At 68.2% G+C, this 12,927-nt stretch carries 9 protein-coding genes; 4 read left to right on the top strand and 5 right to left on the bottom strand.

What is annotated here, in order from left to right; genetic code table 11:
- Both A9W96_RS22985 and A9W96_RS22980 read right to left on the bottom strand, forming a co-directional pair.
- A partial coding sequence (locus A9W96_RS22985) for an HAD-IC family P-type ATPase (RefSeq protein ID WP_231999810.1) occupies positions 1-3,697 on the bottom strand: 3,697 nt, incomplete at its 3' end.
- 182 nt (positions 3,698-3,879) lie between these two features.
- Positions 3,880-4,836, bottom strand: a complete 957-nt coding sequence (locus A9W96_RS22980) for a sigma-70 family RNA polymerase sigma factor (protein ID WP_067143334.1) — start codon at positions 4,834-4,836, stop codon at positions 3,880-3,882.
- A gap of 158 nt (positions 4,837-4,994) precedes the next feature.
- Between A9W96_RS22980 and A9W96_RS22975 the strand changes: the two genes are divergently transcribed.
- Both A9W96_RS22975 and A9W96_RS22970 read left to right on the top strand, forming a co-directional pair.
- The gene (locus A9W96_RS22975; RefSeq protein ID WP_066862429.1) at positions 4,995-5,765 is read left to right on the top strand and encodes an SDR family oxidoreductase; all 771 of its coding nucleotides are present in this window, start codon (positions 4,995-4,997) and stop codon (positions 5,763-5,765) included.
- 28 nt (positions 5,766-5,793) lie between these two features.
- Entirely contained in the window at positions 5,794-6,531 is a 738-nt protein-coding gene (locus A9W96_RS22970) for a DUF899 domain-containing protein (protein WP_067143331.1), read from the top strand.
- 46 nt (positions 6,532-6,577) lie between these two features.
- Here the strand turns inward: A9W96_RS22970 and A9W96_RS22965 are convergent, their stop codons facing one another.
- Positions 6,578-7,645, bottom strand: a complete 1,068-nt coding sequence (locus tag A9W96_RS22965) for an Ig-like domain-containing protein (RefSeq protein WP_067143329.1) — start codon at positions 7,643-7,645, stop codon at positions 6,578-6,580.
- Positions 7,645-8,313 carry a sigma factor-like helix-turn-helix DNA-binding protein gene (locus A9W96_RS22960; protein WP_082972553.1) on the bottom strand — a complete coding sequence of 223 codons (669 nt, stop codon included), beginning with the start codon at positions 8,311-8,313 and terminating at the stop codon, positions 7,645-7,647. The genes A9W96_RS22965 and A9W96_RS22960 overlap by 1 nt, the downstream gene beginning before the upstream one ends.
- Positions 8,314-8,586: 273 nt before the next feature.
- On the opposite strand from A9W96_RS22960, the gene A9W96_RS30730 reads away from it, so the two are divergent.
- Both A9W96_RS30730 and A9W96_RS22950 read left to right on the top strand, forming a co-directional pair.
- A complete protein-coding gene (locus A9W96_RS30730) occupies positions 8,587-9,492 on the top strand; it encodes a M15 family metallopeptidase (protein WP_082972552.1) in 906 nt (301 codons plus the stop codon).
- Positions 9,493-9,765: 273 nt separating this feature from the next.
- Positions 9,766-11,526, top strand: coding sequence for a hypothetical protein (locus A9W96_RS22950; RefSeq protein WP_156765377.1), 1,761 nt, complete (start codon positions 9,766-9,768; stop codon positions 11,524-11,526).
- A gap of 837 nt (positions 11,527-12,363) precedes the next feature.
- Here A9W96_RS22950 and A9W96_RS22945 read toward each other — a convergent pair.
- On the bottom strand, positions 12,364-12,816 hold the full coding sequence (locus tag A9W96_RS22945) for a hypothetical protein (protein ID WP_067143323.1): 453 nt from the start codon (positions 12,814-12,816) through the stop codon (positions 12,364-12,366).
- Between the last annotated feature and the right edge of the window lie 111 nt (positions 12,817-12,927).

Raw genomic sequence — 12,927 nt, 5'->3', positions numbered from 1 at the left:
GCGCTGCAAATGGCCAGCCCGCCGAGGCGCCGGTGCTGGTGCTCAAGGGGGCGCCCGAGGTCATCCTGCCGCGCTGCAAATTCGCCGACCCGGACGCCGACCTCGAGCGGGCCGAGGCGGTGGTGCACGGCCTCGCCGAGCAGGGGCTGCGGGTGCTCGCCGTGGCGCAGCGCGGCAGGATGACCTCGGGCGCCCCCTTGAGCACCAGCACCGGCGCCTCGGCGGGCTGGCCATTTGCAGCGCCGTCGTGGCCCACGGTGCCGATCGCGGCGGCGAAGCCGCGGCTGGACTCGAACGGCACCTCGGCGACCATCGCCCAGTCCGAATCGCTTTGGCCGTTCAGCGAACTCGCCGCGGTCAGGATCGCCTCGTCGGTGGCGTGCGCATGTCCCTGGCCCTCCTGGGGCTGAGCCGACGCGCGCGCGGCGGCCCGCAGCAGGCCGGCCGATTCCGGGTCGGTCAGTTTGGGGAAGGGATCGTGCGGGTCGACGTCGTCGGGCACCGCGCACACCACGCGCAGCCGGTTCTCGGTGAGCGTGCCGGTCTTGTCGAAGCAGACGGTGTCGACGCGGCCGAGCGCCTCGATGGTGCGCGGCGCGCGGACCAGGGCCCCGCGCGCGGTCAGTCGTTGGGCGGCCGAGAGCTGGGACAGGGTGGCCACCAGGGGCAGGCCCTCGGGGACGGCGGCCACCGCGATCGCGACGCCGTCGGCGACCGCCTGGCGCAGCGGCGCGCGCCGCAGCAGCGCCAGCGCCGACACCGTGGCGCCGCCGGCCAGCGTCAGCGGCAGCACCTTGCTGGTGAGTTCGCGCAGCCGGGCCTGGATTCCGGCGGCGGTCTCGACGTCGGCCACCGCGGAGATCGCCCGGTGCGCGGCGGTGCCGACGCCGGTGGCGACCACGATGGCCCGCGCGTGCCCGGCGACGATGGTGCTGCCCTCGAACAGCATGCTGGCCCGGTCGGGATCATTGACCGCGACGGGATCCACCTGCTTGTCCACCGGCAGCGATTCGCCGGTCAGCAGGGACTCGTCGACCTCGAGGTCGTCGGCGATCAGCAGCCGGGCGTCGGCGGGCACCACTTCGGGTGCGGCCAGGTCGATGACGTCGCCGGGCCGCAGGGACTTGGCGGACACCGTCGCCGTGCGGGTCGCGTGTCGGGCGGCCTCGAGCCGGCGGCGGGTCGTCGCGACGGCAGGAACGACCACCCGGCGCACCAGCTGGTCCTGCTCGGCGAACAGCTCCGCGGCGGCGGACTCGGCCCGAAGTCGTTGCGCGCCACCGGTTATCGCGTTGACGGTCATGACGCCGGCGACCAGCAGCGCGTCGATGTTGCTGCCGACGATCGCCGAGGCCGCCGCGCCGACGGCCAGGATCGGGGTCAGCGGATCGGCGAGCTCGGTGCGGGTGGCCGACGCCAGCCGGACCGCGCTGTGCAACGGCTTGCGCAGCGGTTGCAGCGCGGGGCTGTACGACAGGTCGTCGAGGCGCCGCCGCCAGGACGGCTCGGTTTCGACGGCCATCGGCCGCGCCCCGCCGGCCAGCCGCGAGTAGACGATCTCGGGATCCAGTGCGTGCCAGGCGGTCAGCGGTTGGGGTGTGGGGTCGGGCAGCCGGAGCACCCGAGCGGCCGAGAAGGTTCCCGCCAGCAGGGCGGTGGCCGCGGCGGCATTGACCGGGTTGAGCCAGCGCCGGAAGCTGACCGGGCTGGTGCCCGCCTCCTGCTCGCCGGTGACCAGCAGCAGACCCGCGAGCGTGGTGCCGCCCTGCGCCAGGTGCACCGCCGATTCGCTGGCCGAGCGGGCCACCGGGATCGCCGAGAGGATGCGCACCGCGTCGGCCAGATCGGTGCCGGTGATGATGTCGGCGGTCCACGCCGTGGCGGCGCGCGGATCATCAAGGGCCACACCGACATCGGCGATCGCGAGCGCGGCCAGGGTGTCGGTGGAGGCGAAGTCGCGATGCAGCGCGGTGATCAGCAGCACCGGCCCACGGTCGGCGCGCAGCTCCCGGACCACGTTGAGCAGCGGCGTGCCGGGCGGGTGCGTGGTCCCGACACTGGCGGTGAGGTCCTCGGTGCCCGCGACGTGGCGTAGCACCACCCGCGCGCCGGTGCGGTTCGCGGTCTGAAAGAGCGGGATCGCGTACGGGTCGACCTCCCAGCCCACGTCGACGCTGCCGACGCACTCGCCGTCCACGATCAGGTCGGCGCTTTCCAGGCCCTGCGCGGGTGTCGCCGAAGGTCCTTGGGTGCGAACCCATTTCAGCCGAGCCCCGGTCGCCGGTAGCTCGTCGGCGTCGGGCTCGGGCGCCTCCTCGCCGTGCAGCAGCGCGTCGGCCACCTCGTAGACCCGGTCGTCGTCCCAGCCGGGAGCGTCCCCGCGGACCCGTAAGACCGCGCGATGATCGCCGCGCAGCGCGGCGCCGTCGATGACGACGACCTTCACCCGGTCCAGGCGGCGCAGCGCGCCCGGGTCGAGGACCAGTTGCCCGGAATTGGCGAGCCCGCGGCCCAATATCGCCGCGAACGCCTGGCGGCCCATGTGCGCAGCCCTGGGCACCCCGGCCTCGATGGCCGCGGCCGCATCCTCGGTGCCGCCGCCGGCGACCAGCGCACTGACGGCGGCGATCAGCGAGCCGTTGGCCGCCGAATCGACGTAACTTTCCACCGGCCCGGCCATCGAGCCTTTCGCCTTGTCCATCGCCGCGTCGATGGTGCCGCCGACCACGACGTGGGAGGCCTCACCGGCGGCCGCCGCGGCCCAGCTGTGCCGCGGCAGCTCCGACTTGGCCGAGGAGATGACGGGGACCACCGGAGCCTGCGGCCGGTCGGGGGAGGCCAGCTGTGGCTCGCGGTCACGCCACACGCGGCGGTGCGCCGACGCCTCGGAGACCTGCAGGGTGCGTTGCGTCAGATCGAGCAGCGGTGTGCCGAACGATTGCGTCAGACCGTGGGCGGCCGCCGTGGTCGCGGCCAGCGCGATGTCGGTGCCGACCCGGCCCAGCCGCGCCTCCAGGATCGAGACCATCCGCGGCTGATGGTTGATGAGCGCGGCCGCGGCCCGGGTGGTCTGCGGCGCGGCCGGCAACCGGGTCACCCATCCGGTGACGGCGGCGCCCATCGCGACGACATCCATGGCCGCCGCGGTCAGGGGCACCAGAATCGCCAGCGGGTTGCCCGGGTCGGCGAACGGCGCGGACAGCGGCGGTGACTCCGACTTCGACCAGGTGATGTCCGAGGCGATCGAGGAGACCGTCGCGCGCACCTCGTCCAGCACGGCGTCGCCGTCCGCGTCGTCGGACAGCTCCACCACCAACCGGCCCAGCGAGCCTTCGACATGCGCCTTGGCCACACCCGGGATCCGGCGCACCGGCTCCTCCACGGCCGGCGCGTACTCGTGCCAACGCGGGAAGGGCAGCAGCGGATCCAGATCCAGGTGCACCCGGTGCCCGCTGTGCCAGCGCACCGGCGGCAGGATCGCGGTGGGGGAGCCGCCGGACGAACCGTCCAGTCCGATCGCGCGGCCCGTCGTTTGGGCAACCGCCTGAATGACCGGGCCGGCGAGGTCGGTCACCGGACTGGCCAACGTCTGCAGCGTGCCCGCGGCGCCCGCCGCGGTGGACACTCCGGCCCGCACCACCTGCGCGGCTCCGCCGGCTACGCCGGCGACGACGCTGGAAACGCCGGGAATCTTCACTCGTCACCCTTCAACTACGTCTACCGCGCCTAATGATCCTGACGGGTGGAGGACCTGTCCACACGTGGGCCGGGAAGGTAAAACCGTGCGAGGACACCGCAGACGACGCGAGCCGATGCGAGCCGATGCAGGTCGGGCCTCCCTTAGAGAGCAAGGGGTGCGATTGCGTCCCTGCTCAGAGGTTACCGGGTTGCCGCCAAACCAAACGTGGGGAACAACCCGGCGTCGAGGAAGACGGTGATGCTCGCGACGCCGGTAACGCCGGTGGTCAAGACGTGAATCGAATGGGCCCGCATCGTCTGATCGGCGCCACGCCGGTATTCGGCGACGGCAGGTTGCGCATTCGCGGCTGTCGGGATCATCACAACGTCGCCGGGCGGGGCCAGGGCGCGTCCGGCGAGGAACCGCAGCACGGCGTCGCGGCCGGTGAACCACACTGGCATAGGCGGCATTTCGAGCTTGACGTCCGCTTGCAGCAGCGCCGTCAGCGCGGCCATGTCCGCGTTTTCGAATGCGGCGCAATACCGGTCGAGCAATTCGCGGCGCTCGGCATCGTCGGGCTCGGACACGGTCTCCTCGGCGGGCGAGAGTTCGGCGAGGTGGGTCCGGGCGCGCTGCAGCGAACTGTTGACCGCCGCGGGCGTGGTCTCGAGGAGCTCGGCAACCTCGGCGGCGCTGAACTGTACGACGTCGCGCAGAATCAGCACGGCGCGCTGCCGCGCCGGAAGCTCTTGAAGGGCGGTCATCACGGCCAGCCGCACGCTCTGCTTTGCGGTCAGATCGTCTTCCGGGCTCTTGAACATCATCGCGTCGGGGATCGGCTCGAGCCAGGCGTGCGCGCCGGCCTTCGCGTCGAAATCGGCGTCCGGGTCGACCGATCCGTCGCCGACCCCCATCGGCAGCACGCGCCGGGCGCGGTTCTCCAGCGCTCGCAGGCAGGCGTTGGTGGCGATGCGGTACAGCCACGTCTTCAATGCCGCGCGTTCCTCGAACGCCCGATAGCCGCGCCAGCCCCGCAGATATGTCTCCTGGACCAGGTCTTCCGCGTCGTGCACCGAACCCAGCATGCGGTAGCAGTGCGCGATCAGCTCGGCACGAAAAGGCGCCGCCTGTTCGACGAAATCCTCCTGCGCCGGCACGAGCCTCTCCTTCCGGTGGGTGAAGAACCTACTCCCTTAGAGACATCGGGCCGCCGAAATTCATCGGGCCGCACGCGATGAATCCGGCCGTCACGCCGTATCTGAATTGGTGACGACGCGGCCACGGCCGCAGCACCCACCGCAGAGAGAGAACGACGATGAACCAGTCCCGCACCGCCCATACCGACGGCCTCGCCGACACCACCGCCATCGTGACCGGCGCGGGCCGCGGATTCGGCCGCGCCATCGCCTCCGCGTTGGTCGCGGCCGGCGCACGGGTCGCCGGCGTCGCGCGCACCCGATCACAACTCGATGAGGTGCGCACCCAGCTCGGCGACGCCTTCACCCCGGTGGTGGCTGACGCCGCCGACCCGGCCACGGCCGACCGGCTGATCGACGAATACCGGCCGCGCACACTGGTGCTGTGCGCCGGGGCGACGCCGCCGATGGCGCCGTTGCAGGAGCAGACCTGGGAGACGTTCAGCGTGAACTGGAACACCGACGTCGCGCAGGCGTTCCACTGGGTTAGCCGCGCGGTGCGCCGGCCGCTGGCGGGGGGCAGTTCGGTGATCGTGATGTCCAGCGGCGCCGCGGTGAACGGATCACCGTTGTCTGGCGGCTATGCCGGCGCGAAGGCTACCGTCAGGTTCATCACCAGCTACGCCGCCGCCGAATCGCAACGCGCGGGCCTAGGGATCGGTTTCACCGCCGTGCTGCCGCGGTTGACGCCGGCCACCGACCTGGGCGCCGCCGCCGTCGCGGCCTACGCCGAGCGGCAAGGTGTCGACGTCGATTCCTTCGTGCAGGCCGCCGGGCCCGCCCTCACGGCCGAACAGGTCGGCAAGTCGGTGCTCGAGATCGCCACCGGCGCGGCCACCGACCATGACGCGTACCTGCTCACCGCCGCCGGCCTGTCGCCGCTTGCCTGAGAGCCCTGGAGACGAAAGGCAGACAGCGATGAACACACCGCCGATCGTGTCGGCCGAGCAGTGGGCGAGCGCGCATCAGGAACTGCTGGCCAAGGAGAAGGAACTCACCCGGGCCCGTGACGCCCTCGCGGCCATGCGGCGCCGGATGCCGTGGACGGCCGTCGACTCCGCCTACGAATTCGACGGACCCGAGGGCAGGGTCGACCTGTTGGGCCTATTCCACGGCAGGCGACAACTCGTCGTCTATCGCGCGTTCTACGGGCCCGACATCCATGGCTGGCCCGACCACGCCTGCCGGGGCTGCTCGATGATCGCCGACCATGTCGGCAACCTGGCCCACCTCAACGCCCGCGACACCACGCTGGTGTTCGTTTCGCGCGCACCGCAGGCCGACATCGAGCGACTCAAGGCGCGGATGGGCTGGAAGATGCCGTGGTACACCATCACCGATGGATTCGACAGCGATTTCGGCGTGGACGAATGGCACGGCACTAACGCCTTCATCCGTGTCGGCGACCGGGTGTTCCGTACCTACTTCATCAACAATCGCGGCGACGAGGCGCTCGGAACCACGTGGAGCTTCCTCGACATGACCGCGTTGGGACGCCAGGAAAACTGGGAGGATTCACCGGAGGGCTACCCGCAGAGCGCCCCCTACGAGTGGTGGGACTGGCACGACGCGTACGGCATGCACGAGCCGTCGCGCTGGTTCGGCGAGCCGGACCCCAACGATCCCAACGACATCCGGCCGCCGCGCGTCGACTGAACGCGACCGTTGGCACTACTTCCGCCCTTAGCCTTCGGCGCGACGGCTAGCGAAGGGGCACGCTGGCGGCGCTGGACGGGGTCGTCGGAACTCGGGTCGGCGACGCCGCGGGGGGCGTGGTCGGAGTGGCCGACGACGTTGGCGGAGTGTTGGACGTCGACGATTCCGACCGGACGCACTCGACAACCGCCCGAGCCGTCTGCCCCGAGGCCGTCGCGGTGATGACGGCACGCAGGTTTCGCGGTATTGCTCTGAGCGTCGGGTTAGGGCGAGGAGTTTTGACGGTCAACTGTCCTCGCTGGGTGACCGACGCGAAATCGCTGTTGTCACTGGTCCATTGGACGTCTGTGAGGTCGGCAGCAGTGCCATCGGAGTAGGTGCCCGCCGCGACAAGGGTGTACGAGCCTGCGCAACTCTGGATGGTCGGGGGTTGGATGCTGATTCCGGTCAGGTCATGGGGCATGACGATGATCGCTACTGAGGCCGAGCGTTCGGCGATGGTTGCCCGTATTGCAGTTCTGCTCTGCGGGCGGCCAGGACCACCAGCCACAGCGGTGACAAGCCCGTCGCGACCGACCGCTGCGACTGCAGGGTCATCAGTGGTCCAGTCGACGTCATTGGTGATGTCGTGGGCGGACCCATCGGTGTAAGTCCCGGTGGCCCTCAGCTGTTGTGTGGATCCTTGAGCCAAAGTGACCTCGCGGGGCGCAACGGTGATCGCCGCCAGGGTCTGCGGCTTCACACCGGTGGTGCTGGAGGGCGTCGTGGGATCGGTTGGGGTGCTCTGCGTTTCGGCAGTCGTGGGATTGGTTGTGGTGCTCGGTGTCTCGGTAGTCGTGGAAGTGGCTGTGGTGCTCGGCGTTTCACTGGTAGAGGCGATCGTGGGCACGGGGCCGGCACTGAGATGCGCAGGCGCCGTGAGCGCGAAATGCGTGGCGACCGCGGTAATCGCCACTACCGATGCGGCGGCCAGCCCAGTCGCGTACGTGATGAGCATCCGCATCCTCAGCTGGCGCAGGCCGATTCGCACGGCCCGGTCCACGTTCAGCGGATGGCTGCCGATGCGTTCTCGGGCGGCGCTTTCCAACGCCTCGTACAGGGCGGGGTTTGGCATCAGCGGTCCCCGCCCGGAACGTCTGCGGCGGCCAGCGCCGCATCGGCCTGCGCAATGTACGCGTCCACCTCTACCGGCGGTAGGTGCACCATGTCGGCGATGTCTTCGACCGACAGGTCGGCGTATGTGGCCAGGACCAGGATGATCCGCTGAGTCTGCGACAGTCGCCCCAACGCCCGGTTGGCGGCGGGGACCGTGTCGGGCGGTGGGCTGCCGGTGAGCCGACTGTATGCCGTCAGCCGGTGGACGAACCAACACAGCGCGTATACGTCCGCGGCCGCGCTGACTGGCCCGCGCCAGCGTTTGGTCGCCTCTGCGATGGCGGCGCTGAGCAGGTCATTAGCCATCGCAGGGTCGTCGCACAACAGATTGGCGGTCACCTGCAGTTGAGGGCGTTGCTCGCTGAATTCGCGACGCAGCTCCTCGCCCCGATTAGCCACCGCGACAACGACTTTGAACAGCGACGGAATGCCGTACTCGAGCTGAGTGATGGCGGGCATCACTCCCGCGGTCACCACCACGACGCAGCCCAGGGCGATCAACGTCAAGGCGGTCACGTGGCCGCTCGTTGCGACGCCCGCCAGGATGAGTCCACTGGCGCCCGCCATCAGCGCCACGCGCCAGGGGCGCACGAAATCTCGCCATGGTCGCGGCGGTGTCTGACACATGCTCCTGCTCCTCCAGTAGTCGCTTACTCGTGAATCATCAACTGCAGGGGGAGGTGTGACGCGCGTAGTCGACTACTCGAATCCGCGGACCGGCCGTTCGCGGATGGCGCACTCCCGAGTTGGTGTCGACGCCCTTATCAGCGCCCGGGACGACGAGTAGTGCACTACGCGTGATGACGACGTCACCCGCTGAAACGATCGTCTTCGGCTGAAGCCGGTGATCATGACGTTGACTTCCGGTGGATCGAGCCGAACCTCGAAGGGAGAACACAAATGTCTCAAGATGCTGACAGCGGCTCGACCGACGTCATGACCGATCCTGGTAGCGACGATAGCGCCGACACCAACGACACGTCGCCGGCCGATACCGCAGAGACCGACGACGACGGCGCGGACACTTCGGACGCCAGCGATACATCAACGGCTGATACGTCAGACACCGCGGACACTTCGGACGCATCGAACGGTGACGACAGCGTCGACACGTCGGATACGACGGACACATCGAACGGCGACGACAGCGCCGACACGTCGGATACGACGGACACATCGAACGGTGACTCCAGTGGGAACGCGTCGAACACCGTTGAAACCCCTACCGATAACGGCTCGGCTGCCACCGGCGACGACCCGTCGGTCAACGTCGACTACAAGCAAATGGTCCCCATCCCGAGCGGAATCAATTCCGGCGTCAGCGCCGCGTCGCAGGCGACGATGTTGTCGGCGCTCGGAGTCCCCGGCACCCCGCAAGACAGCTGTGGGCCGGCATCGCCGGCGCTGCAGAAGTTACTGAAAACCGCCAGCGTTGGACCGTTTCGGGTGACCGGCTTGGTGCCGGCGGTCGACGCGCTCACCCGCGTCTTCGCGGCGGTCAAATCGGCCCGGCCCGACCTCTATCTTCTGCTGGGGACTGCGGGCATGCTCTGCGTGCGTCATGTGCGCGGTTCGACGACGAACTTCTCCAACCACTCGTGGGGCACGGCCATCGACATCACCATCGGCGGGCAGCTCACGCCGCGCGGGTCGACCACGGTGCAGCAGGGCCTGGTCGACCTCGCGCCGTTCATGCAAGCGGAGCGATTCTTCTGGGGCGCCGCCTTTCCCACGCCTGACGGCATGCACTTCGAAGCATCCAACGAGTTGATCGCGGATTGGAAGTCCAACAAAACGATTCCGTGACACACAACCGCCGGCTCTTGATGCCGCGCCGCCACGTCCCGTCACGTTCACCCAGGTGGTCTCGGGACGGGCGGCGCGGCGTGTGCCATTGGCTGAACCCACCGCGGAGACCTGAATCAAGAACGGGCGGACCGAAAGTGAGCGAGTGAGCGCGGGATCGAGTAGTCGACTACGCGTGCCCGTCGCGGGCAGGTGAGAGTTGCATAACCGGTAGCGCCCATCGGGGCGGCAACAGGGCGTTACGCAACGCTCAGGCATCACGAGGAGAGTCCCATGCCAGACGGAGTTTCGCAGCTCAGCAGTGTCGGCTGCATTACGAAAGCGTTGCTCGACGCACTGGATCAGATCGAAAACCAGGTCGCTGCAAGCCAGATCGGCCCCGACGGGAAGCCGCTGGGATCGGCGATCTACATGCACATGCCGACCGGATATCCGATCGACCCCAAGATGTTCGCCAATCCATGGACGCCGGCCGGGGGAGATTCTTCGAGCCAATTCAGCAATGACGGCGCATTCTCCGCGCCCGCCCAAGCAGCCTCCTCGACTCCGCCGCCGGGCCCGCCGGGATCCGTCTATCCGCCGCCGGCCAAGCCCGACCCGCAGCTGGAGGCGTCCATTCAGGCGGCCTTCTTTACCTCGAAGCTCGTCGACCAGATGCTGGAAGTGACGCAGAACGGCGTCGCAACTGCCTGGCCCGATCGAAATGTCAGTGTTGAGTACTTCACCGTGGTGCAGGGCATGCAGCCGATGGACAAGTCGACCCCGGCGCAAGCGGTCCTCGACAAGATCGCCGCGGCGCAGGACCTGCTCTACATCAAGGACGCCAACGGCAACCGCGTCGGCTACACGCCGCTCTACGCGCAGTTCCGGCGCAACCAACAGGCCTGGACCGACGCAATCGCCGCGCAGGCGAGTGCCTATGCGCAGGCCATGGCCGATCCGATCGCGGGGCAGGAGTGGCCGATCGTGGCGAGCAGCTATGCGAACAAGGTCACCCAGGCGCTGAACGATTTCAACAGCATGGGTCGCCAGCAGGTGCAGGACGCTCTGGATACGATTGCGACGCAAGGCGAGAGCGCGGTCACGGCGCTGGCCGCATTGGCGCGCCAACTGTATGACGCGTTTCAGGTGCAGCTGGCCGGCGGAATCTCCGCCAATCTTCCCTGGTCGTACATCAGCCCGATGTCCTGGTGGGACTACACGGATGAATCCTTCGGCGTCCAAAAGATCACGGGGACAAGCGAGGCGCACGATGCGAGAACGAACTCCGGGACGGGTTCCTTCGCGAGCAACTGGCAGCGGCAGCAGTCACAATCGAACAGTGGCAGCGGCGGGTTCGACGTCGGCATCTACAGCGCCTCCGCCAGTGGCAGCCACGCCGATGCGTCCAACGCATTCGCCAATAACGCAAACCAGTTCAATTGGACGACCCACCAGGATAGTTCGAGCTCCGCTTCCGTTTCGTTGGAGTACTTCATCGCGACAATCGAGCGTCCCTGGTTCCTCGGTGACATCTTCAACCTCAAGGGCTGGTATCTGGTAGGTCAGCGCGCCAACAGCATCAGCGACGGGACGGTTGCCAATCAGATCGGCGATAAGTGTCCCGCGATCCTGCCGATGCTTCCTAAGGGGTTCCTCATTATTCGCAACGTCAAGATCACCTGCGACGACTGGGGTGACTTCGGCAGCAGTTTCAGTCAGGCCGCGCAGGCGAGTCAGGGCTCGGGACAGTCGAGTTCGAACTCGGTCGCGGTGTCGGGGGGCTATCTCTTCATGAAGGGTTCGGCCCAGCACCAGGATCAGCAGTCCTCCGGTGCCTTCGGATCGCAGCAGACCAGTTCCAGTTTCACGTTCACGTCCGATGGCAAGAAGGGCGGGACGTTGGAACTGCTGGGATCGCAGATCGCCGGCTGGATCGGGCAGATTCAGCCCGCGGCCCCGCTGATGGACGACCCCACACTGCCGAAGCCAACTTCGGAGAACTCACCGGAGGCGATGGCGGGGGCCGGAGCCACACCGGCAGCGGGGAGCTGATCGTCATGGCCGGCGGGGACACACTCGCAACGGTTGGCGAGAAGGTGACGGATGTCTTCGTGCACGCGTTCGCAACCGGGAACTCCAACGTCTCGTTGGTCTTTCTGCCGTTCGCGTTGCCGACACCGGACGACATCGTGCAGGGCGGCGTGGTAAACCCCACCCGGATGGCCGCCTTCCTGGTGCCGAATTTCGATGCGCCCTACCTGATGTCACCGTCCCAATATTCCGTGCACGGCCAGGATCTCTACTACGGCACGGCGAGCCAGATCTATCGGCTCGCCGTGACCGCGGCCCGGCCGACCGCCCCGGTCGGGAGCGATGCTTGGACCCGCATCAACTCCGAAATCGCAATGGCTCAAACGATGCTCAGCCCTGCCGGCGTCACGCCCGAGTTCGCCTGTGTGCCAGACGACTGGGTGCTGCCGGATTCGACCTATTGGTCCACATTCGACTCGACGCAGGCGCAAACCGCTGCCCCGCCGCAGAGCAGCGGCCCGCAGTTGCAGCTGCAGCGGGCCGTCAATCCTTATCTATGGACGATCAAGCCGGCGGAGCAGCAGGATGCCCCGGTCCAGAACCTGACCTATCTTCATGAGTTGAATCCGGCGCTGGTGGCCGCCGCTACGGAGAACGCCGTACCGGCGGTGTCGACACCACCGGCGACGACCGTGGCGCCGGTGGCGAGGCTCAATCCAGCCGTGCTGCAGCGCATTCCGTTGTCTACGACCGCGGCTCGACCATCGGGAGCCGACGCCGCGGCCGTGCGGCAAGCCATTCGGGTGCTTCCGCAGCTGACGCCCACCTCCGACGTCCCACGCATCAGGCCATATCCGATCATCTGGCGCGGCCCGAACCATCCGCGGAGGTGCTTTGCGGTCCGACAGCCGTCGGCGGCTGCACGAGATCGGGCGCGTCCGCCGGCGGGAGGACCGGCAGGTGGCTGCACAACAGCGCGACCACTTGCATGCCCGGTCGCGAATAGGTCCACGTCCCATCGGACGTGGTGCTCGAGGCACCCGCCAGCGAGAACGGACCGACAAAGCCATTGCCGCTCAACGACGCTTGGTCCTGGCCACTCCATTGCACCGAGATGTTGAGGTCTTTGACCACGACGATCGCGATCGGCAGCCCATATGTCAGCGCGGCGTCACCCTGGGTGACCGCTGCGTTCGGCGCCGGCAACAGCCCGCCCTTCGGCATGCCAGGCACGTACCAGTTGGGGTCGGCCAAGAAGACCCCGTCCCAGGTCGACACCCCTGCCGCCGCGAAGCCGATGGTCGCGGACATGTATTTGAAAGACACCGACATGCTCGAGGTGGGTGGCGGGGACACACTCGCAACGGTTGGCGAGAAGGTGACGGATGTCTTCGTGCACGCGTTCGCAACCGGGAACTCCAA

This window comes from Mycobacterium sp. 1245852.3 (assembly GCF_001669335.1).
Taxonomy (GTDB): domain Bacteria; phylum Actinomycetota; class Actinomycetes; order Mycobacteriales; family Mycobacteriaceae; genus Mycobacterium; species Mycobacterium europaeum_A.
The sequence above is the reverse complement of the archived record's forward strand: the minus strand, read 5'-3'. Positions and strand labels throughout refer to the sequence as shown.